An 18,866-nucleotide genomic window follows, 5' to 3' on the forward strand; every position below is an offset into this window, starting at 1 on the left:
GTCCCCATCGTCTAGAGGCCTAGGACATCACCCTTTCACGGTGGCGACCGGGGTTCGAATCCCCGTGGGGACGCCATCTACACCAAGACACCCGGCACTGCCGGGTGTTTTTTTGTCTGCGTTTCGCGCGCCGCCGGCACCCGGTCGGCGGCGTTGTCGCTCGCCGCTGCGGTTCAGCGCAGCAGCTTGCGGATCTGCAGGATGGCCTGCGGGGTTTCCTGCACGCTGTGGCCGGAGGCGATCACGGTTTCCGACGCCGCACCGTCCAGGTGCGCGCTCCAGTAGGGCACGAAGCCGTCGTCCGATTGTGCCAGCGGCACGCGCGGATCGCGGCGGGCGATGATCGAGTGATAGCTCACCTTCGGCGAGATCTTCAGCTGCGCCGCGGCTTCGACGAAGTCATCGTGGTCGTCGAGGTTGTCCATGCTGGTCGGCAGCTTGCCGACCAGGCCGGCGCAGGTGATGTCCTTGAACTGGTCGAGAACGCGCGCGGGCAGGCCGATCAGGCGTCCCACCAGGCTGCCGAGCATGCCGGTGGCATACGGGGTGCCGCGATGCGGCGAGGCCAGGAAGATGGCCTCGGAGACTGCCGGCATCGGCTCGAAATGCAGCATCGGCGACAGTGTGTCGCGCAGCGTCCGCATCGCCTGCGGCGCGAGCGTCGCGTTGCCGAACAGGCGCTGCCAGAGCCGGTCGCCGTCGCTGGAGGACACCATCAAGCGTGCCAGCACGCCGCCCATGCTGTGCCCGACCAGCACCATGTCGTGCGCCGAGGCGCTGCGCCGTTGCGGATCGAAATGGTCCAGCGCCTGCTCCAGGCCGTTGCGGATTTCCATCTGGTTGTAGGCGATCGGCAGGTTGGTCGGGTAGTAGACCAGCCAGATCTGATAGCGGGCGCGCAGCTGTTCGTCGCCGAGCAGTTCGTTGGCCAGGTTCACCCAGGCCTCGGGACTGCTGGCCAGGCCGTGCAGCAGCACCAGCACCCGGCGGTCGGGATCGTAGGGTTGGGTCAGGAAGATGTGCGGCCGGTCGATGCCATGGGCCATGCCGAACAGCGTGCGCAGCGATTGCTCGGCGAAACCCGAGCGCGCCATCCACACCCCGTAGCCGGCACTGAAGTCGCCGGCCAGCGGTACCGCGTAGCCGCCCAGCGTGGCGCGGGCGCTCAGGTACGGATCGTAGGCTTCCACCCGCACCGCGCGGCTGGCCAGCACCTCGGCCAGCGTGTCGCCATCGAAGCGCAGCAGCACGGTCAGGCTCGGCGTCGGCATTTCGCTGTAGGCCGGGCTCGTCGCGTCCGACTCGCTCGCCTCGTTCCGCAGCGACGTCGCGTCCGGCAACACCGCGACCATCTCCGCGCCGAATCCGTCGCGCCGGTAGACGCTGCGCAGCCCGGTGAAGCGCAGGCCGCTCGCCGGCAACATCGCATCGGGCATCGGCATGTCCTGCAAGGCGCCCAACCGGCTCACGTCCAGCGCGATCCTCCAGCCGGGCAGGGCCGACAGTTCGGCTGCGCTGTCGGCCCGCTGGCCCTGTTGCTGGAAGCGCACGAACAACGCCGACACCGCCTGTTGCACCGCATAGTTGTAGTAGTCGCGGACCTGGGTCTGGCGGTCCTCGAAGGTGCGCTCGCCAGGCGCGCGCTCGCTGAAGAACAGGTAGGCATAGGCATAACGCGCGGTCTCCAGCCAGGCGCTCAGTGCCGCCTCGCTGCGCGGCTGGCGCTTGGCCAACCGCAGCGAGGCCTGCAGCCACAGCTCGGCGACGGCCGCCAGCTTGCGTTCCTGGACCACGCCGTCGTTGTCGAGCAACTGCTCGGCGCATTGCCGGGTTCGGGTGCTGCATGCGCTTTCGCTCAGGCCGATCACCGCGAGCGTCTCGATCGCCGGGATGCTGAGGTGGCCGTTGCCGAGCGGGTCGCCGCGCCTGGCCTGGATGTACTCCGCCGCGCTCACCGGTTTCAGTGTGACCATGGCGCAGCCGCTGGCGCCCGACGCCAGGCACAGCGCGGCGAACATGCGCCAGGCCAGGCGGCGGCTGCGCTGGCCGATCATGCCGCGGCCGTCCGCAGTGCGCTGCGGCCGGTGCGCAGCGAGAACAGCAGGTCGTACAGCACCGGGATCACGCCCAGCGTGACCAGCGTGCCCAGCGCCAGCCCGCCGATCATGGTGATCGCCATGCCGGTCCACAGCGGGCCGGCGAACAGCATCAGCGGGACCAGGCCGACGATGCAGGTCAGCTTGGTCATCACGATCGGGCGCAGGCGCTTGACCGCGGCCGCGACCACCGCGTCGTGCCGGTCCAGGCCGTCGGCCAGTTCGGCATCGATGCGCTCCAGCAGCAATACCGCGTTGTTGACGATGATGCCGGCCAGCGCGAGCAGGCCGAAGGTGGCCATGAAGCCGAACGGGTAGCCGGTGACGAGCAGCGCCAGCGCCGCGCCGATCAGCACGAACGGAACGCTGGCGACGACGATGAACAGCTTGCGGAACGAGTTGAATTGCCAGATGAACAACAGCAGGATCGCGCCCAGCGCATGCGGCATGTACTGCAGCAAGGCCTGGTTGGCCTCGGCCGAATCCTCCAGTTCCCCGCCCATCTCGATGCGGTAGCCCGGCGGCAGGCGCAGCGCGGCGACCTTGCCGGCCAGCGCGGTCACCACTTCGTCGGTGGTCATGCTCGGGTTGTGCCCGGTGACGGTGATGGCGCGGCTCAGGTTGCGGCGCTGGATCGCCGACGGCTCGGAGGACAGGGCGATCTCGGCGATCGCCGACAGCGGCACGGCGGCGGCGCCGGACGCCGGATAGAGCAGGGTGCTGCCCGGATCGCTGGTCGCGACGCGTTCGTCGGCGCCGCCGCGCAGCACGATCGGGACGTTGACGCTGTCGTCGCGGATCACCGAGGCGTCGATGCCGCTGTAGCGCAGTTGCAGGGCCTGGGCGATGTCGTCGCTGCCGACCCCGGCGCGGCGCGCCTTGACCTGGTCGACGCGGACCTCGTAGCGGGGAATGCGGATCTCCCAGTCGTCGCTGACATCGATCGTGCCCGGCAGCTGGCGCAGCGCCTGGGCGATCCCGGCGGCGATGCGGCGCAACTGCGCTTCGTCCGAGCCGACCACCCGATAGATCGCCACGCCGGATTCGGTCGAGCCCATCGAGAAGCGCTTGGGCTCGGCGCGCACGGCGGGATAGCCCTGGCAGATGTGCTGGCGGACGCGCGCGATGACCGCGTCGAGGTCGGTGCCGGGGCGCACGCTGACGGTGAAGTAGGCGATGTTGGCCGCGGCCTGCGGCGGATTCAGGCCGAGCACGATGCGCGGTCCGCCGTCGGCGACGTAGCCGATGCTGTCCACGATCTCGGGATTGCGCTTGCGATCGGCCAGCCAGCGGCTGATCGATTGCACGGTGCGCAGGGTTTCGCGCGAATCGCTGCCCGGCTGCAGGGTCACCGGCATCTGGAACTGCAGGCGATCGGACTTGGGCAGGAAGCTGTAGGGAATCGAGCCCAGGATGGTGGCCGCCACCGCCAGCAACAGCAGCATGCTGCCCAGGAACAGCGCCTTGTGCCGGAGCAGGGTTTCGATGATGCGCCGGTAGCCGCGGTACAGCCTGGAATCGTAGTGGTCGGCGCCATCGGCACCTTCGGCATGCGCGCTGCGGTGCGCGCGCGCGAAGTACATGCACAGCAGCGGGGTCACGGTGACGCTGAGCAGCCACGAGCCGAGCAGGGTCACCGCCAGCACGATCGCCAGCGAACGCATGTACTCGTTGGTGCTGGTCTGGCCGAAGAAGAACGGCGAGAACGCGAGCACGATGACCAGCGAGGAGGTCAGCAACGGCAGCGCCAGCGTGCGCCCGGCGGCTTCGCAGGCCTGCCGGCGTTCCTCGCCGGCGGCCAGGCGGCGCTCGATGTCCTCGGCGATGACGATGCCGTTGTCCACCAGCAGCCCGAGCGCCAGGATGATCGCGGCGATGGAGACGGTCTGCAGTTCCACGTCCAGCGCCCGCATCACGATCAGCGTGCCGAGGATGGTCAGCGGCACGATCGCGCCGACGATCAGGCCGGTGCGCCAGCCCAGGAACAGCATCACCACCGCCATCACGATGAGCACGGTCTCGCCCATGACGTGATGCATCTTGCCCATTTCGCGTTCGACCACGTCGGCCTGGAAGGTGACCACGTGCTGGGAAAAGCCGACCGGCAGCATCCGCGCGGTCTCGCCGAGCTTCTGCCGCAGCGCCTGGCCGACTTGCGCGATGTTGTAGCCGGGCGCCATCGACACCGCCACCACGACGGCCGGTTGGCCCTGGTAGATCGCGGCGCTCTCCGGCGGATCGGCCGGCATCAGCGCGATGCGCGCCAGCTGCGACAGCGGGATCTGGCGCGCGCCATCGGCGCCGGAAACCGAGATCGGCGTATTGCGCAGCTCGTCCAGGGTGCGGATTTCGCCGGAGGTGGTGACGGTCATCGCCAGCCCGGACGCGGCGATCTGGCCGCCGCTGGCGACCACGTTCTGGGTGCGCAGCTGTTGCGCCACGGCACTCGGGGTCAGGCCGGCCTCGCTGAGCCGGGTCCGCTCGAAGGCGACGTAGATGCGGTCCTCGCGCAGTCCGTGGAAGCTGACGCGTTCCACCCCGGGCACGGTGTACAGCTGTTCGCGCATCTGCCGCAGCGGCGCGCGCATCTCGCTGGTGGCGAAGCCGGGCGCGGTCACCGCGATCGAGGCGATCGCGACACGGCCGAAATCGTCGTCGACGAACGGCCCCTGCGTGCCCGGCGGCAACTCGGCGCTGGCATCGGCCGCCTTGGTGCGCACCCGTTGCCACAGTGCGGGCAGATCGGCGACGTCGTCGCGCGCGGTCAGCTGTACGATCGCGCTGCCGGGCCGCACGGTGGTGACGATCTTCTTGATGCCGGTCAGTTCGCGCAGGTGTTCCTCGAGCGGGCGCGCGATCAGGTTCTCGAAGCGCTCGCTGGGCATGCCGGGAAACGCGACCTGCACCACCGCATCGCGGACAGTGACGCTGGGTTCCTCCTGCGACGGAAAACCCAGGAAGGTGACGATGCCGCCGATCAGGATCAGCGCGGCGGTGAACAGCGCGAAGCGGCTGGAAGCGAGGGTGGCGCGGGTCAGGTTCATGGCGAGGCGGTGCCGGTCAGGCGCGTAGCGGGATGGAAGGGGACGACGGTCTGTCCGTCGCTGAGGAAGGCCGCGCCGGCGGCGACGATGCGTTCGCCGGCGCGCAGTCCCTGGCGGACCTGCACGCGGTCGCCTTCGGCATTCCCGGTCACGATCTGGCGCCGGCGCACGCTGGCGTTGCTGTCCTGGTAGACGAACACCATCGGCTTGCCATTGCCCATGCTCGGCACCAGCGCGCTGAGCGGGACGCTCAATGGCTGCGTTTCGGCGTGGGGCAGGGCCAGGAGCAGGTTCTCGCCGCTGCGCAAGCCAGCGGCGGGGTCCGCGGTACTTTCGAACAGCGCCTGCACGGTGGCGCCGCCGTCGAGGCGATCGGACACGCTGCGCAGCCGCAGCGGCAGCGCCTGCTCGGGCGCGCCGGCCCGATACGCCGTCGCCGCCTGGCCGGGATGCAGCGTCGCTGCCAATGCCGAGGGCAGCGCGACCGTCACCTGCGCACGCCCGCGGCCTTCCAGTTGCAGCACCGGCTGGCCCGCTGCCACGTTGGCGTCGGGCTGCTGCAGCCGCGCCACCACGCTGCCGTCGAACGGCGCACGCAGCTCGACCTGGCGCAGGCCGCGGCGCGCCAGCGCCAGGTCCGACTGCGCGCTGCGCACGCGCGCCTGCGCGCTGGCGAAGGCGGTCTTGGCGGCGGTCAAGGTGGCCGCGGATGCGGCGCCGTCCTCGAACATGGCCTGCTGCTGGGCGAGCTGGGTCTGCTGCTGTTGCAGATCCGCCGCCGCGATACGCACGTTGGCCTCGGCCTGCTCGGCACGCAGGCGGTTCGGTTCCGGATCCAGCCGCGCCAGGACCTGGCCCTGGCGCACGCTGTCGCCGACATCCACCGCGACCGAGGCGATGCGGCCGCCGCCTTCGAAGCCCAGTTCGGCGCGCTGCTCCTGGCGCACCTGGGCCACGAGGCGATCGTCGGCGCCGCCGCTGCTGCCGACGGCCTCCAGCTTCACCGCGCGCGGGGCTTCCGCAGGCGGCGTCGGGTCGCGGCTGCAGGCGGTCAACGCCACTGCCGCCAGCGGCACGCAGACGCAGAGAAACATCGCAAGACTCGGTTTCATGGGCATTCTATGGGCGGGTCAGAAGGTGTAGGTCACGGCGCCGATGGCGCTGGCGAAGGCGCGGCGCTGCACGATCGGGCTGCCGTCGGCGTTGTCGACATAGCGCGTGCCGGCGACCGTCAGCGAGGTGCTCCAGTGCTTGGACAGCGCGTGGTCCCAGTTGGCGCCGACCGAATAGGCGTACAGGCCGGAGCCGGCGCTGTAGGCGGCAAACCCGCTACGCGCGCTCTGCGCATCGGTGACCCCGAAATAGGCCTGGTTGTAGCGGCGGTCGCCCCAGTGCGCGTCCAGGTTCATGGTCAGCGTGTCGCGGTCGTTCTGCAGCAGGGTGAACTTGGCCCCGGCGCGATAGTTGTTGCGGCGCGCACCGTCCTTCAGGGCGAATTCGGCTTCGGCATCCAGCATCAGATACGAGGTGAACTGCTGCGCGATCATGGTGCGGCTGGTGATCGAACCGGGCACGTCGCCCATGCCGGCCAGGGTTCTGGAGCCCGGGCGCCAGCTGCTGTTGCGGTCCAGCCGGCCCAGGTCGTAGCCGAACGACTGGCTGACGTAGAAGCCGCCCTCGCTCTGGAATTGCGCGCCGAGGCCGCGCACGCTGTCGAAGAACAGCAGGCCGCTCTGTGCCGCCAGCACCGGGGCGAATTGCACGCGGTCGTCCCTGGAGCCGAAGTAGCGCGGCGCCGCCACTGCGGCGGCGCCGAGGCTGAGTTCGGTCTGGTGGCCGAACAGGCGGAAGCCGGATGCGTCCGCATCGGCGGCGTTGGCCACCAGCGGCGATACGGCGCAGGCCAGGAGCGGGAACAAGGCGATCATTTTCATGGACGTTCTCTTCGACGTGGAGGGATCAGGAGGCGTGCGGCAGTTGCACGCCATAGAACGCGCGGAACAGCGCGATACGGTTGAGGATCAGGTCCTGGCGGGCCTGCAGGTGATCCAGGGCGGCCTGCTCGGCGGCGATGCGTTCGCCGAGCAGCGCGGGGCGATCCTGCAGGCCCTGCGCGACGCGGCGCTGCATGCGTTGGATGCGTTGCCGTTCGCGATCGCGGTTGGCCCGCTCGCGCTGTTCGCGTTGCTGCAGGGCAGGGCCGGCATCGAGCGCATCGGCCACTTCGCGGAACGCCGATTCGATCGCCTTCTCGTAGTCGGCGACGCCGGCCTGCTTGCGCAGCTGCGCGATGTCCAGGTTGGCGCGGTTGCGGCCGAAGTCGAAGATCGGCATGGTCAGTTGCGGAACGAAACTCCAGGTGCGGCTGCCGGCGGCGAACAGGCCGCTGAGCACATCGCTGGCGGTTCCCAGCGAGGTGCTGAGCTTGATCGACGGGAAGAATGCGGCGCGCGCGGCGCCGATGTCGGCATTGCGCGCGCGCAACTCGGCTTCGGCCTGCTGGATGTCCGGACGCTGCAGCAAGACCGCCGAGTCCAGGTCGCGCAGCGCCATGCTGCCCGCGTCGGTCGGCAGCACGTCCTCGAGATCGCCGGCGCTGGCCGGTGCGTCGTAGCCGGCGACCAGTTGCAGCGCGCGGCGCGCGGCGGCGTGGTCGCTGGCCGCCTGCATCGCGCGGACTTGGGCCTGGTCGGTCTGATGGCGCTGGCGGTCGAGCGCGTCGGTGGAGATCAGCCCGACATCGTGCTGGTCGTCGGCGACTGCCAACAGCGCGTTGCTGTCGTCGGCGATGGCCTGGAAACGCGCCTGCGCCTGGGCGGCGGCGCGTTCCAGCGTGTAGGTGCGCAACACCTCGGCGACCAGCGCGCCGCGCGCGGCCTGCTGGCCGGCGCTGGACGCCAGATAGCGCTGCTGCGCGGCAGCGGACAACGCGGCCAGCTTGCCGAACAGATCCAGTTCGAAATCGTCGACGCCGACCGCGGCGGTGACCAGCTTCTGCCCGTAACGCTCCTGCTGCCGCGGATCGTCGTAGCTCTGCCGGGCCTGCTGCGCATCGATGCCGAGCTGCGGCAGCTGCTGCGACCGCTCGATCCGGTATTGCGCGCGGGCCTGCTGCACTTGCAGGACGGTGTTGCGGAAGTCCGGATTGTGCGCCAGCGCCTGCTGCACCAGCGGCGCGAGGTCGTGGGCCGGCGAGAATGCGCGCAGGAACCGCCGTTCCTGCTCCGACAGCGCGACCGCGGGCGCCGCGCTCGCCTGCGGCAGCGGTGCCGCCGCTGCGCCGCCCAGCGTGCTCGGCACGGCGGCCTGCGGGCGCTGGTAGACCGGCGCCAGCGAGCAGCCGCCGAGCAGCACCGCCAGCGCGGCGACGAGGAGGCGAGGGCGGTACGGACGCTTGCCTGCGGGCGATACAATCATGGGGGTCAGTCGGGGTGGCCAATCTCGAGTGATAGAGTCGGCCGGCAAGTTCAAGCTGGCTTCTAGGAATCTTCAAGATTCCGTCAAGACGCGCGACCAGGGCGGCACAGGGCATGAGTTCCAAGAAGATTCTTGTCGTCGAGGACGACGCCGACAGCGCCAGCATCCTCGAGGCGTATCTGCGCCGCGACGGATTCGACGTCGCCATCGCCGGCGACGGCGCGCGCGCGATCCAGCTGCATGCGCAGTGGAAACCGGACCTGGTCCTGCTGGACGTGATGCTGCCCAGGCTGAGCGGCACCGAAGTGCTGTCGACGATCCGCCGCAGCGGCGACACGCCGGTGATCATGGTGACCGCGATGGGCGACGAGCCGGAGAAGCTCGGCGCGCTGCGCTACGGCGCCGACGACTACGTGGTCAAGCCCTACAGCCCGAAGGAGGTGGTCGCGCGCGTGTACGCGGTGCTGCGCCGCGCCGGGCCGGCCAGGACGAGCGAGGAACCGCTGAAGTACGAGCGGCTCACCGTCGACACCAACGCGGTGCTGGCCACGGTGCAGGATGCCGACGGCCACGACGTACCGCTGGACCTGACCCCGACCGAATTCAACATCCTGGCCACCTTGCTGAAGACGCCGTTCAAGGCCTATACGCGCAGCGAACTGCTGGAAATCTGCCTGCCGGAAAGCGACGCGCTGGAGCGGGTGGTGGACGCTCACGTGCACAACCTGCGCAAGAAGCTGGAGAGCGAGCGCATCACCGATGTGCTGGTGACAGTGCGCGCGATCGGCTATCGCTTCCGATGAAATGGCCGTTCGCCCGGCGCAAGGCACACACGCCGCTGTGGCGATGGGCGGGCCTGCGCATGAGCGCGCTGGCGGTGGTCGCCATCCTGGCGATCGTGTTCGGCATGTGGCTGCGCTTCGCGATCTGGGACATCCTGACCCTGCGCCAGATGCCGCCGGCGGCGCGCCAGGAGATGATGGAACTGCGCGAGGATCCGCACAGCAACGAGCAGCGCCTGTGGCAGCTGTTCGCACGCTACTACGACGTCGCCGATTTCCTGCCTGGCTTGGCCAGCCGCGACTGGCTGCTGCTGGCGGTGCTGGTCATCGCGTCGATTCCGGTCATCGTGGTGTGCGGGTTGCTCGCGTCGCGGCCGTTGTCGCGCCAGTTCTCCAATGTGGCCGAGGCCGCCCGGCGCATCAGCGAGGGCGACTTTTCCGCGCGCGCCAAGGTGATCCCCTCGGCGCCGGACGAACTGGCCAGCTTCGCGATGGACTTCAACGGCATGACCGCGCAGCTGCAGCAGTACGAGCGCGAGGTGCGCGATTCCAGCGCGATGCTGGCGCACGAACTGCGCACGCCGTTGAACGCGGCGATGGGCCGGGTGCAGGGCATGCTGGACCAGGTCTTCCCGTGCAGCGACGAACAGCTGCAGATGGTCCATCGCCAGCTGGAGCAGATCAATCGCCTGGTCGGCGACCTGCATCTGCTGTCGATGGCGCGGGCCAATCAGCTGATGCTGGAGCCGCACACCTTTCCGCTCGACGTGCTGATCCGCGAGCGCCTGGCCTGGCTGGCGCAGCCGCTGCAGGCGGCGCAGATGGAGGTGGAGGTGCGCGTGCCGGGCGGCGTGTCGATCAGCGCCGACCGCGACCGCATCGGCCAGGTGCTGTCGGTGCTGATCGACAACGCGCTGCGCTATGCCGCGGCCGGCAAGCATCTGCTGATCGAAGTGAGCGCCGGCGCCAACGACATGCTGATCTGCGTCTGCGACCGCGGCCCGGGCGTGACGCCGGAACTGTTGCCGCGGATGGTCGATCGCTTCTGGCGCGCCGAGGATTCGCGTGCCCGGCACTCGGGCGGCAGCGGCCTGGGCCTGTCCATCGCCGCGGCGATCTGCCATGCCCACGGCGGCGCGCTGGAATTCGGCAACCGCGACGGCGGCGGCTTGTGCGCGCGGGTGCGATTGCCGCGAGTGGCGTAAATCCGACTCGGCAACCCCGGACACTGCGGTCGTGCCGTGCTGCAGCAGCCCTTGTTCGTGTCCCCTAACACTGTTAGATTTCGCCAACTAACAGCGTTAGGCTAGGCATGCGCAAGACCCTCGGGCGCGAACAGATCGTCGACGCGGCCTTCCAACTCCTGGACGCAGCCGGCATCGAAGGCGTGAGCCTGCGCAAGGTGGCCTGCCAGTTGGGCATCCGCGCGCCGTCGCTGTATTGGCACTTCAAGAGCAAGCAGGCGCTGATCGATGCCATGGCCGATGCCTTGATCGAGGACGTGGCCCGCGACATCCCGGCCGGCCAACCCTGGCGGGCGACCCTGCGCCAGGTCGCGCATGAATTCCGGCTCGGATTGAAGGCGCACCGCGACGGCGCGCGCGTCTATGCGGGCACCTACATCGCAAGCGATAACGTGCTGCGCCTGGGCGAAGCCATGATCAAGGCACTGGCCGAGGCCGGTGCGCCGGTCGGCTTCGCCGCCACTGCGGCGATGGACCTGGCCTATTACGTCATGGGCTTCGTCATCGAGGAACAGGCAATGCCCGACTATCGCCACCTCGAGGACGTGGGCAAGGCGTTCCTGGCGTTGTCCCAGGCGCGCTTTCCCTACTGCTGGCAGGCCAGGCATCTGCTGACCGAGCCGGATTTCGATCGGCGCTTCGAACAGGGCCTGGGATTGATGCTGGACGGCATCGAACACTGGCTGGCCCAGGCCGACGCGCAACCCGGCCAGCACGGCGACCTCCCTGCCCAGGCACGGGCCGCCGTTGCGCCATGACCGCCATCGCGTCCCGCTTCCCCTCCCGCCAGCCATCGCCAGCGTCCACTCTTCCAGCGCCCTTCCACTGTGGGCTACAGGCGTCCTCCATGCGTATCCAGATTCTGCGTTGTGCTTCCCTGATCCTGATCGGCGTGCTGCTGTCGGCCTGCGGCGGCACGGACAAGAAGGCCGATGAGGCGGGCGCTGCGTCCGCGCTTGCGGTCACCGTGGCGGCCGCGCAGACGCAGACGCTGGCACGCACGGTGGTCGTGTCCGGCCCGGTCTCGGCCTACGAGGAAATGCAGCTCGGGGTCGAACTGTCGGGCCAGCGGGTGACGGCGTTGAAGGTGGACGTGGGCGAATGGGTCAAGCAGGACCAGGTGCTGCTGGAACTGGACCACCGCACGCTGGACAGCGAGCTGGCGCAGGCGGACGCCGCGCTGCACCAGGCGCAGACCGCGCAGGAGCTGGCGCGGCTCAACTACGAACGCGGCGCGAAGCTGGCGGCCGAGCGGCTGGTCAGCGCCAGCAGCCTGGACGAACTGCGCGCCACGCGCGTGGACGCCGAGGCGCAGACCGCCACCGCCCGCGCCAGGCGCCAGGCGGCGCAACTGCAGCGCGACTTCGCGCAATTGCGCGCGCCCGCCGACGGCGTGATCTCCAAACGGCTGGTGCAGGCGGGGCAGGTGGTCGCGGCGGGCAACGAACTGCTGCGCTTGATCCGCGATGGCCGGCTGGAATGGCGCGCGGAACTGTCCGAGGCGCAGCTTGCCGGCGTGGCCGTCGGCAACAGCGTCGAACTGCCGTATGCCGGGCAGACCATCGCCGGCCGCATTCGCGCGGTCAGCCCCGGCGTGGACGCGCAGACGCGCACCGGCACCATCTATGCGGATCTGCCCGCGCCCGGCCCGCTCAAGCAGGGCATCTACGTGGAAGGACGCATCGTCACCGGCGATGGCCGGGCGCTGACCATTCCCAGCGCCGCGATCGTGCAACGCGACGGGCACAGCTACGTGTTCACCGTGGATGCCAGGCAGCACGTGCAACGCCTGCGCGTGCACAGCGGGCAGACCGTGCAGGGGCGTACCGAGATCGTGGAAGGCTTGAAGGAAGGCGACCGGGTGGTGGTGGACGGCGCCGGTTTCCTGGGCGAGGGCGACCGCGTGCGCGTGGTGGCCGAGGCGAAGGCGGCCGCGCGATGAATATCTCCGCCTGGGCGATCAACCGCCCGCTGCCTGCGATCCTGGTCTTCTTCGTGCTGTGCGTGGCCGGCCTGTGGGGCTTCCACCAATTGCCGGTGGCGCGCTTCCCGGACATCGCCTTTCCGATGACCACGGTCACGGTCACCCAGCCGGGCGCCTCGCCCAGCCAGCTGGAGGCCGAGGTCACGCGCAAGATCGAGGATTCCGTGGCCACGGTGACCAACGTCAAGCGGGTGATGTCCACCGTCAGCGAAGGCGTCAGCACCACCACCATCGAATTCCAGCTCGAGGCCGACCTGGCCACGGCGCTGGACGACACCCGCGATGCGGTGACGCGCATCCGCACCGACCTGCCGCAGGACATCCAGGAACCGGTGATCTCCAAGGTCGACATCGGCGGCTCGCTGATGACCTATGCGCTGGTGGCGCCGCGGATGACGCCCGACGAGGCCAGCTGGTTCGTCGATCGCGAGATCGCGCGCGCCATGTACGGCGTCCCGGGCGTGGCCCGGGTCACCCGGGTGGGCGGCGTGCAGCGCCAGGTGCGGGTGGACCTGGACCCCAACGCCTTGCTCGCCTTCGGCATCACCGCCGGCGACGTGTCCAAGCAGCTGGCGCAGATCCAGGTGGAGCGGGCAGGGGGCAAGGCCGAACTCGGCGGCGCGCAGCAGACCATCCGCACCCTGGGCACCGTGGGCGACGCGCAGGCCCTGCGCGATTTCTCGATCAGCCTGCCCGACGGGCGCGCGGCGCGCTTGTCCACGCTGGCGCGGATCACCGATGCCGCCGCCGATCCCAGCGAAGCCGCCTTGCTGGACGGGCGCGACGTGGTCGCCTTCTCGATGTCGCGCACCCGCGGCTCCAGCGAGGTCGAGGTGGAGGCGGGCGTGCACAAGGCGCTGGACGCCATCAAGGCCGCGCACCCGGGGATCGACTTCCGCCTGGTCACCACCGCCATCGACGAGACCCACCGCTCCTACGAATCGTCGATGACCATGCTCTACGAAGGCGCCGCGCTGGCGCTGCTGGTGGTGTGGCTGTTCCTGCGCAACTGGCGCGCGACCTGGGTCTCCGCGCTGGCGCTGCCGCTGTCGATCATTCCGACCTTCGCGGTGATGCACCTGTTCGGCTTCACCCTGAACATGATCACCTTGCTGGCGCTGTCGGTGGTGGTCGGCATCCTGGTCGACGACGCCATCGTGGAAATCGAGAACATCGTGCGCCATCTGCGCATGGGCAAACCGCCGTTGCAAGCGGCGCGCGACGCCGCCGGCGAGATCGGCAACGCGGTGATCGCCACCTCGCTGACCCTGGCCGCGGTGTTCGTGCCGGTGGCGTTCATGCCCGGCATCGCCGGCAAGTTCTTCCGCGAATTCGGCTGGACCGCGGCCACCGCGGTGCTGTTCTCGCTGCTGGTGGCGCGCCTGCTGACGCCGATGATGGCCGCCTACCTGCTCAAGCCACATGGCGAAGAGCAGGCCGATTCGCGGCTGATGCGCTGGTACCTGGGCTGGGTCGACGCGGCGTTGCGCCATCGTGCGCGCACCTTGTGGATCGCCACCGGCCTGTTCGCCGCCTCGCTGGCGCTGGTGCCGCTGATCCCGGCCACCTTCATCCCGCAATCGGACCTGGGACGCAGCAATTTGAACCTGGAACTGCCGCCCGGTACCCGGCTGCAGGAAACCGTCGCCGTCGCCGAGCGCGCGCGCGCGTTGCTCAAGGACATTCCCGAACTGAAGCAGGTCTACACCGCGGTCGGCAGCGTGCTCGACCTCGGCGATCCGAACGCCACCGGCGTGGGCGAGGCGCGCAAGGCCACGCTGGTGCTGGACTGGGGCGTTGCCGACCACCGCGAGCGCGACCAGCGCGTGCTCGAGCGCGAGGCGCGCGCGCGCCTGGCGGACATGCCCGGCGTGCGCGTGAGCTACGTGAGCTCGGAACCGGGCAATCTGTTGCAGCTGGTCCTGGCCGGCGACGACCCGCAGCACCTGCAGGACGCCTCCACCGCCCTGGAGCGCGACCTGCGCGGCATCTCCGGACTGGGCAGCGTCACCTCCACCGCGTCGCTGCTGCGGCCGGAGATCCAGATCGTCCCCGATCCCGCGCGGGCCGCGGACATGGGCGTGGCCACGGCCACCATCGCCGAGGCCGCGCGCATCGCCACCGCCGGCGATTACGAGCAGCGCCTGGCCAAGCTCAACCTGCCCGACCGCCAGGTCCCGATCCGGGTCGGCTTCGCCGAATCCACCCTCGCCAACCCGGCCCTGATCGGCCAGTTGCGCGTGCCGGGCCGCTATGGGCCGGTGCCGCTGGCCGCGGTGGCGGAGATCCGCATGGGCAGCGGCCCGTCGCAGATCTCGCGCTACCAGCGCCAGCGCAACGTCACGCTCACCGCCGAACTCAACGGCCGGCCGCTGGGCGAGGTGATGGAACAGGTGCAGCAGCTGCCCAGCGTGAAGCAACTGCCGCCGGGGGTGAGCTTCCTCAACACCGGCGATGCCGAAGTGTTCGTGGAACTGTTCGTCGGCTTCATGCTGGCGATGGCCGCCGGCCTGGTCTGCATCTACATGGTGCTGTTGCTGCTGTTCAACCATGCGCTGATGCCGATCACCATCCTGGTCGCGGTACCGCTGTGCGCCGGCGGCGCGTTCGGGGCCTTGCTGCTGACCCAGAACATGCTCTCGCTGCCGGCGCTGATCGGCTTGCTGATGCTGATCGGCATCGCCACCAAGAATTCCATCCTGCTGGTGGACTACGCGGTGATGGCCGAGGACGAGCACGGCATGAGCCAGCACGACGCACTGATCGACGCCTGCCGCAAGCGCGCCCAGCCCATCGTCATGACCACCCTGGCGATGGGCGCCGGCATGATGCCGATTGCGCTGGGCTTCTCCGGCGATTCCAGCTTCCGCGCGCCGATGGCGATCGCGGTGATCGGCGGCCTGATCACGTCCACGCTGCTGAGCCTGATCGTGATCCCGGCCGCGTTCACCCTGGTCGACGATCTCGGCGAGTGGATGTCGCGGCGCTTCCGCCACCGGTCGTCGCATTCGGCTGCCGGTTGAGCAAGGCTGCCCAGGTGCGCGCGACGTGCGCGCGTGCTCGTGTGGCCGCAACGGCGGTGCGCGACGCGGGCGTCGACGGCGGCCCGATCGTGGCGGATTTGGCGGTAAAGTTGTGCCTGGCCGTTGCAACCGGCCAACCTGGATCTCCATGACCGGACAAACGCATTGACTGCAAAGCGCCCAGCCGGCCCGACCGGCACGACCCGTTCACAGTGGCAGGCGATCGAGCAAGCTGCGGAAGAGGAACTGCAGCGCCGCACGCGCGAGGCGCATGCGGCGATCCTCGCATTGCTTCAGCGCCATGCCCAGGACTTCAGTCCGCGGCAGATCGCGGGGCTTCGGCGACGCTTGCGCAAAGGGCGTTGAGCGCAGGAACGGGCGTGCGAACCGATCGGCGCGGAAGCATCGCGCCATGGATGGATCGTCGCGTCGAAGCGGTGCATCTCGGGCCTGCCCGCTGCCCGACCCCTTGGTCGGGCATGGAGCTGGACAGCGCCTCAGCCAGTCTCCCGCTGCACGCGCGCCCGGTAGGCGCGCACGTTGTCGCCGCGGATGCGCCGGTCCTGCGTACCCGTCACCGTGCCGACCTTGCTGTCCGAGCCGGTCACCGGCTTGGCCTCCACGCTCGTCTCCCGCTCGAAGGCGTGCGATTTGTCGGTGTTGCGGTAGTACCGGTACAGGGCCCAGTACAACGCGCTCGCGCCGGCCGGGCCGGCCAGCAGCAACCAGAGTCCACTGTCGTCGCTCATGAGGTGGTCACCACGATCCAGAGGGCGATGGCTTCGATGACGCTGCCGGCGGTGAGCGCGGCCAGCAGCAGCTTCCACTGCTGCACCGGCACGCTGCCCATGGTCTCGCCGGTGCGCCCGTTCACCGCGATGTAGTGCAGCATGCCGCCGTTGCGGCCGGGCTGGTGGTACGAATACAGCCACACCGGCAGGTACATCGACACCCAGCGCGTGCCGTGGACCTCGAGCCGCTCCTGCTCCCAGCGCACGCCGCGGTCGTAGCGGTCGACGGAGTCCTCGACCTGGGCGCGGGCGATCGACAGCAACTGGTCTTCCAGCCGCGGCCGCAGGTGTTCGACGTCGCGGTTGCGCTTTTCCGAGGTGAAGCCCGCCAGGTACGACGCGTTCCACTGCACCGCGTTCTTGGTATCGAACGGCAGGATGGTGTTGATGATGTTGTTGGTATTGGCCTGCGCATCCAGGTTGCCGCGTTCGGAAGACGATTCCAGCGGCAGGTCGTCCACGGTGAAATCCACGTGCCGTTGCACCTGGTACACGTCGGCGTCGTAGTACGTGGTCTTGTTCTTCTCGGTGCCGCGCGTGTATTCGCGGGTCTTGATCTCGCCCTTGCCGGCCACGCTGGCGCTCACGTTGCCGTCGACGATCATGTACGGCAGGTACACGCCGACCACGTTCTCGGGCGTGAACTGCTCCTTGAAGGCCTTCAGCGCGAACAGGCGCCGCTTGTCCACGAACTGGCGGATGCGCGCGACCGCATCCTCCTTCTTGATGTGGAAGGGCAGCACCGCGTCGGGCACCGCGCCGTTGGCGACCTGCTCGTTGACGCCGAACACGTGCCGGCACCAGTGGCAGCGTGCGGTCATCGTGCTCTCGGTATTGACCGTGACCTCGGCACCGCAGCCGCTGCACTTGAAGCTCATCAGGCTGGCCGCGTCGGCGGCGATATCGCGCGCGCCGGAGGCGATGACGGTGCCGCGCAGCTCGCCGATGCCGGCGCCGAACCCGAAGACCTCCTCGACCCGCGCGCCATGCCATTCGTTGCGGCAGTACTGGCAGACCAGCAGGTCGGTGCCGAGCTTGGGACGGATGTCGGTGGCGCCGCATTTCGGGCAGCGGTTGAGGCCGTCCTTCAGCTCGTTGGCGGCGGTGTCGATGGCGAGCGGATCGGGCGCCTGCAGTTCGTCGCGGATCGGCGCGGGCAGGGTGGCCGGATCGAGCGGAAAGCTGCCGGGCAGGGGCGGCACGTCCTGCGGCGAGCCGGGACCGGTCACGGCCGCCGCAGGCAAGGGCGGCGGCACCGGCGGCAACGGCGGCGGGGTTCTGGAGTCGGACATGATCGCGGCGTCCGGCGGCTTACAGGCCCAGCGCCTTGGCCTTGGCCGCGTCGTAGTCGCTTTGGGTGATCAGGCCCAGGTCCAGCATCTCCTTGGCCTTCTTCAGCTTGGCCACCGCATCGTCGGCGGCGGGCGCGGCGGGCGCGACCGGCTGCTGCAGACTGCCCACGCCGCCGACCATGCCCGTGGCCATGCCGACCCCGACCAGCCCCGCGGCGCCGCCATGCTCGCCCGCCGACTGGATGCCCTGGGCGACGCTCGCCTGCAGGTTGGAGTTGCCGCGCGCGCCGGCCAGCGCGTCGGCGCGCTGCACGGTCTTGAGCAGTTCCCGCGTGTTCGCGTCGTACTCGATCGACACGATCGCGGTCTTGACGATGGCCAGGCCGCGCTCGGAGCGCCACTGGTACGCCTGCTCGACCGCATCGGACAGGCTCTTGGCGAAGCCGAGCGAATCCTGCTGCAGCTTGGTGATGCGGTTGCCCTTGCCCGGGTCGTTCGTGTACAGGCTGAAGGCCGGCGCCAGCGACCCCACCACCTCGTTGAACAACTGGTTGGCGGCGGCGTTGTCGAGGTCGGTGAAGTCGAACACCTGGCCCGGCTGCAGATAGCGCGCCGGCACGAAGTTCTTCACGAACAGGATCGGATCGACGATCTTCAGCGTATACGCGCCACGCGTCACCGCGCCGACCTGGGTGCCGAGGAAACCGTCGTCCCAGTAGATCTCGGACTGCGTGCCGAAGCGATTGTCGGGTAGCTCCTTCAGCGAGACGAAGAACGCGGCCTGTTGCGACCCCGGCTGGCCACCGAACTTGAAGCGCTCCCAGCTCTGCCGGATGAGCGGCGCGACCAGGCCGTCGCCGGCGAAGATCGACTGCGAATTCGGATCGTCGGAGCGCCACTCGTAGCCGCCCGGCTCGGCGACGAAACCGGTGATCGCACCGTCCTGGATCAGCAGCAGCCCGTAGCCCTCGGGCACCACGATCTTCGACCCGTTGCTGATGATGTTCGACGACGCGCCGGTGTTGGAACCGCGCCCGGCATTGGTGCCGTGCGGCACCGCGGCGAACAGCGCCGCCGTCGCCGGCAGGCCGGCCGGCACGGTGTAGAAGTCCTTCCACTGATCGGCGAGAACGCCGCCGACCGCACCTGACACTGCCTGGACGAGACCCATGACAACTCCGTTTGATTCGTGG

General features: G+C 69.4%; 14 protein-coding genes and 1 tRNA gene. 6 read left to right on the forward strand and 9 right to left on the reverse strand.

From position 1 onward, the window contains the following. Positions 1–76 (forward strand) — tRNA-Glu (locus JR064_RS04620). 97 nt (positions 77–173) lie between these two features. Here the strand turns inward: JR064_RS04620 and JR064_RS04625 are convergent. From JR064_RS04625 to JR064_RS04645, 5 genes are read right to left on the reverse strand one after another with little or no spacing between them, the layout of a single operon-like run. Next, positions 174–2,054 (reverse strand): lipase family alpha/beta hydrolase, encoded by a 1,881-nt coding sequence (locus JR064_RS04625; protein ID WP_241092860.1) that lies wholly within the window; start codon positions 2,052–2,054, stop codon positions 174–176. Then, positions 2,051–5,140, reverse strand: coding sequence for an efflux RND transporter permease subunit (locus JR064_RS04630; RefSeq protein ID WP_206228955.1), 3,090 nt, complete (start codon positions 5,138–5,140; stop codon positions 2,051–2,053). Before JR064_RS04630 ends, JR064_RS04625 begins: the two co-directional genes overlap by 4 nt. Then, positions 5,137–6,258: an efflux RND transporter periplasmic adaptor subunit gene (locus tag JR064_RS04635; protein WP_206228956.1), complete on the reverse strand. Its 1,122-nt coding sequence runs from the start codon at positions 6,256–6,258 to the stop codon at positions 5,137–5,139. The genes JR064_RS04630 and JR064_RS04635 overlap by 4 nt, the downstream gene beginning before the upstream one ends. Before the next feature lie 12 nt (positions 6,259–6,270). Further along, positions 6,271–7,074, reverse strand: a complete 804-nt coding sequence (locus JR064_RS04640; protein WP_241092861.1) for a MipA/OmpV family protein — start codon at positions 7,072–7,074, stop codon at positions 6,271–6,273. A 25-nt stretch (positions 7,075–7,099) separates the two neighbouring features. Beyond that, positions 7,100–8,557: an efflux transporter outer membrane subunit gene (locus tag JR064_RS04645; protein WP_206228958.1), complete on the reverse strand. Its 1,458-nt coding sequence runs from the start codon at positions 8,555–8,557 to the stop codon at positions 7,100–7,102. A gap of 113 nt (positions 8,558–8,670) precedes the next feature. Here JR064_RS04645 and JR064_RS04650 point away from each other — a divergent pair, with 113 nt between their 5' ends. The 5 genes from JR064_RS04650 (at position 8,671) to JR064_RS04670 (ending at position 15,590) form a co-directional block, all read left to right on the forward strand. After that, entirely contained in the window at positions 8,671–9,360 is a 690-nt protein-coding gene (locus tag JR064_RS04650; RefSeq protein ID WP_206228959.1) for a response regulator, read from the forward strand. Further along, positions 9,357–10,544 (forward strand): sensor histidine kinase, encoded by a 1,188-nt coding sequence (locus JR064_RS04655; protein WP_206228960.1) that lies wholly within the window; start codon positions 9,357–9,359, stop codon positions 10,542–10,544. Before JR064_RS04650 ends, JR064_RS04655 begins: the two co-directional genes overlap by 4 nt. Before the next feature lie 107 nt (positions 10,545–10,651). Further along, positions 10,652–11,341, forward strand: a complete 690-nt coding sequence (locus JR064_RS04660) for a TetR/AcrR family transcriptional regulator C-terminal domain-containing protein (RefSeq protein WP_206228961.1) — start codon at positions 10,652–10,654, stop codon at positions 11,339–11,341. Positions 11,342–11,430: 89 nt separating this feature from the next. Continuing rightward, entirely contained in the window at positions 11,431–12,525 is a 1,095-nt protein-coding gene (locus tag JR064_RS04665) for an efflux RND transporter periplasmic adaptor subunit (protein WP_206228962.1), read from the forward strand. Continuing rightward, a complete protein-coding gene (locus JR064_RS04670; protein ID WP_179564836.1) occupies positions 12,522–15,590 on the forward strand; it encodes an efflux RND transporter permease subunit in 3,069 nt (1,022 codons plus the stop codon). The genes JR064_RS04665 and JR064_RS04670 overlap by 4 nt, the downstream gene beginning before the upstream one ends. Positions 15,591–15,797: 207 nt before the next feature. Here JR064_RS04670 and JR064_RS04675 read toward each other — a convergent pair whose 3' ends face one another. The 4 genes from JR064_RS04675 to JR064_RS04690 all read right to left on the reverse strand — a co-directional run bounded on the left by JR064_RS04675 (position 15,798) and on the right by JR064_RS04690 (position 18,844). Next, positions 15,798–16,004, reverse strand: a complete 207-nt coding sequence (locus tag JR064_RS04675) for a hypothetical protein (RefSeq protein ID WP_206228963.1) — start codon at positions 16,002–16,004, stop codon at positions 15,798–15,800. A gap of 83 nt (positions 16,005–16,087) precedes the next feature. Continuing rightward, on the reverse strand, positions 16,088–16,339 hold the full coding sequence (locus JR064_RS04680) for a hypothetical protein (RefSeq protein ID WP_179564832.1): 252 nt from the start codon (positions 16,337–16,339) through the stop codon (positions 16,088–16,090). Continuing rightward, a complete protein-coding gene (locus JR064_RS04685) occupies positions 16,336–17,673 on the reverse strand; it encodes a TFIIB-type zinc ribbon-containing protein (RefSeq protein ID WP_179564830.1) in 1,338 nt (445 codons plus the stop codon). Before JR064_RS04685 ends, JR064_RS04680 begins: the two co-directional genes overlap by 4 nt. Before the next feature lie 19 nt (positions 17,674–17,692). Next, the gene (locus tag JR064_RS04690; protein ID WP_206228964.1) at positions 17,693–18,844 is read right to left on the reverse strand and encodes an SPFH domain-containing protein; all 1,152 of its coding nucleotides are present in this window, start codon (positions 18,842–18,844) and stop codon (positions 17,693–17,695) included. Positions 18,845–18,866 lie beyond the last annotated feature (22 nt).

This window comes from Xanthomonas bonasiae (assembly GCF_017163705.1).
In the GTDB taxonomy this organism is placed as follows: Bacteria; Pseudomonadota; Gammaproteobacteria; order Xanthomonadales; family Xanthomonadaceae; genus Xanthomonas_A; species Xanthomonas_A bonasiae.

Coding starts and splice junctions, on each gene's coding strand:
- JR064_RS04625 (WP_241092860.1), bottom strand. CDS start 2,054: ATGATCGGCCAGCGCAGCCGCCGCCTGGCCTGGCGCATGTTCGCCGCG.
- JR064_RS04630 (WP_206228955.1), bottom strand. CDS start 5,140: ATGAACCTGACCCGCGCCACCCTCGCTTCCAGCCGCTTCGCGCTGTTC.
- JR064_RS04635 (WP_206228956.1), bottom strand. CDS start 6,258: ATGCCCATGAAACCGAGTCTTGCGATGTTTCTCTGCGTCTGCGTGCCG.
- JR064_RS04640 (WP_241092861.1), bottom strand. CDS start 7,074: ATGAAAATGATCGCCTTGTTCCCGCTCCTGGCCTGCGCCGTATCGCCG.
- JR064_RS04645 (WP_206228958.1), bottom strand. CDS start 8,557: ATGATTGTATCGCCCGCAGGCAAGCGTCCGTACCGCCCTCGCCTCCTC.
- JR064_RS04650 (WP_206228959.1), top strand. CDS start 8,671: ATGAGTTCCAAGAAGATTCTTGTCGTCGAGGACGACGCCGACAGCGCC.
- JR064_RS04655 (WP_206228960.1), top strand. CDS start 9,357: ATGAAATGGCCGTTCGCCCGGCGCAAGGCACACACGCCGCTGTGGCGA.
- JR064_RS04660 (WP_206228961.1), top strand. CDS start 10,652: ATGCGCAAGACCCTCGGGCGCGAACAGATCGTCGACGCGGCCTTCCAA.
- JR064_RS04665 (WP_206228962.1), top strand. CDS start 11,431: ATGCGTATCCAGATTCTGCGTTGTGCTTCCCTGATCCTGATCGGCGTG.
- JR064_RS04670 (WP_179564836.1), top strand. CDS start 12,522: ATGAATATCTCCGCCTGGGCGATCAACCGCCCGCTGCCTGCGATCCTG.
- JR064_RS04675 (WP_206228963.1), bottom strand. CDS start 16,004: ATGGCGCGATGCTTCCGCGCCGATCGGTTCGCACGCCCGTTCCTGCGC.
- JR064_RS04680 (WP_179564832.1), bottom strand. CDS start 16,339: ATGAGCGACGACAGTGGACTCTGGTTGCTGCTGGCCGGCCCGGCCGGC.
- JR064_RS04685 (WP_179564830.1), bottom strand. CDS start 17,673: ATGTCCGACTCCAGAACCCCGCCGCCGTTGCCGCCGGTGCCGCCGCCC.
- JR064_RS04690 (WP_206228964.1), bottom strand. CDS start 18,844: ATGGGTCTCGTCCAGGCAGTGTCAGGTGCGGTCGGCGGCGTTCTCGCC.